Source organism: Vibrio sp. 1069, assembly GCF_033340555.1.
Window position 1 is genome coordinate 1 of record NZ_JAWOWP010000057.1, and the last position, 1,572, is coordinate 1,572.

The window sequence follows — 1,572 nt, forward strand, 5'->3', positions numbered from 1 at the left end:
GGCAAAGAAGAGCTCAAACTGATCAACTGGGACGTATTGTGGTTGGTTGCCGGTGGTATTGCGATTGGTATTGCACTCGATAAAACGGGCTTGGCAGAAGCGCTGGCCCACGCAATTGATTATGAGGCACTGTCTCCATTTGCGGTGGTGGTTGCACTCTCCATCGTGTGTTGGTTGATGGCCAATTTTATGTCGAACACCGCGACCGCGAACTTGTTGATGCCAATTGCCGCAGCTATCGGGGTTTCCATGCCGAGTTTGGCCGCTGTCGGTGGCTTACAAGGCTTACTGGTTGTGGTCGCATTCTCGGCTTCACTTGGCATGATTTTACCTGTCTCCACCCCACCAAACTCATTAGCGTATTCAACGGGCTTGATAGAAAGCAAAGACATGGCGAAAGTCGGACTCATCATTGGCTTAATTGGTCTGTTTATAGTTTACGGCGCTGTGTTGATTCTCTTCTAACGTTCTGGCTCTGTGAGGGGTTACGCCTTCACAGAGCCCCTTCATTCCCATTACCTCGACTTCGTTCCCCTTTGCACACCATGATGAATGGGGATTTAACATTGCATTGCTGAATAAAAATCACACCATGTGCCTCAAGTTTCATCACTAACTGTCGATAAATTCACTAAAGCCTTTCATGTAACGCTCTGTGCTTGAATCGTCTAAACCCTCTGGAGTCACACGTTGTGACACTGATCTTTTTGTCTGTTTATAAAGGTTAGACAATGAGAAATACCATTAAGTTAAAAATCCAGATTGCTATCGCAGTCATTATCGCCATCGTAAGTGGCGTTCAAGCTTGGGTTTCCGTTAATCAACTTCACGAAGAAACCACATCCACACTCAACCGAGAAATACAGAATATTTCTGAGTCGACTAACCGTTATATCAGCGATTGGCTCTCAATTCGTAGCGATATGATGTTGGCTAATGAACAAATCATCGCCGGTTCTGATGATGCAGATCGCGAGTTATTGCTGACCAAACGCGCGGGGAAATTTCTCTCTGTTTACGCAGGGTTCTCTGACGGCGCGATTGCCTACGGCGATAAAAGCGAATCATGGCCATCCGATTACGACCCTCGAACTCGCCCTTGGTATCAAGACGCGATGGCACAATCTGGGCTGATCATTACCGAGCCATACCAAGACTTTGATGGCAGTATTGTGGTCAGCTTTGCCAAAGCGTTTAACCAAAACAAACAAGGCGTATTGGCCGCTGACTTGGCCGTCACAGACATCATCAACGAAGTGTTGAATATCCAATTGGATAACAACGGCTTCGCGTTCTTGGTGGATGGCAACAATAACCTCGTCGCTTATAAAGATGAAAAGCTCAGCCAGAAACCGCTCACCACGTTAAATCCAGAACTGACGCGCGATAAAATGGCCAACTTGGCACAACACGCGAAGCTAGAAACAATCACGTGGCCAAAACAAGGCGACCAACTGATTTATGTTGCTCAAGTCCCTAACACCGATTGGTCTCTGGGCGTTGTGCAAGACAAACAAATGGCTTTTGCCTCCGTTTCGGAGCAAGTGACCTTTACTGCCATTGCTTCAATCG

2 protein-coding genes are annotated in these 1,572 nt (G+C 47.1%); both read left to right on the forward strand.

Annotated features, from left to right (window positions below; all coding sequences use genetic code 11):
* On the forward strand, positions 1 to 465 hold a 465-nt coding region (locus R7040_RS24370), incomplete at its 5' end, for an SLC13 family permease (protein ID WP_318097244.1).
* A gap of 266 nt (positions 466 to 731) precedes the next feature.
* The coding region (locus R7040_RS24375; protein WP_318097245.1) for a cache domain-containing protein at positions 732 to 1,572 on the forward strand (841 nt) is incomplete at its 3' end.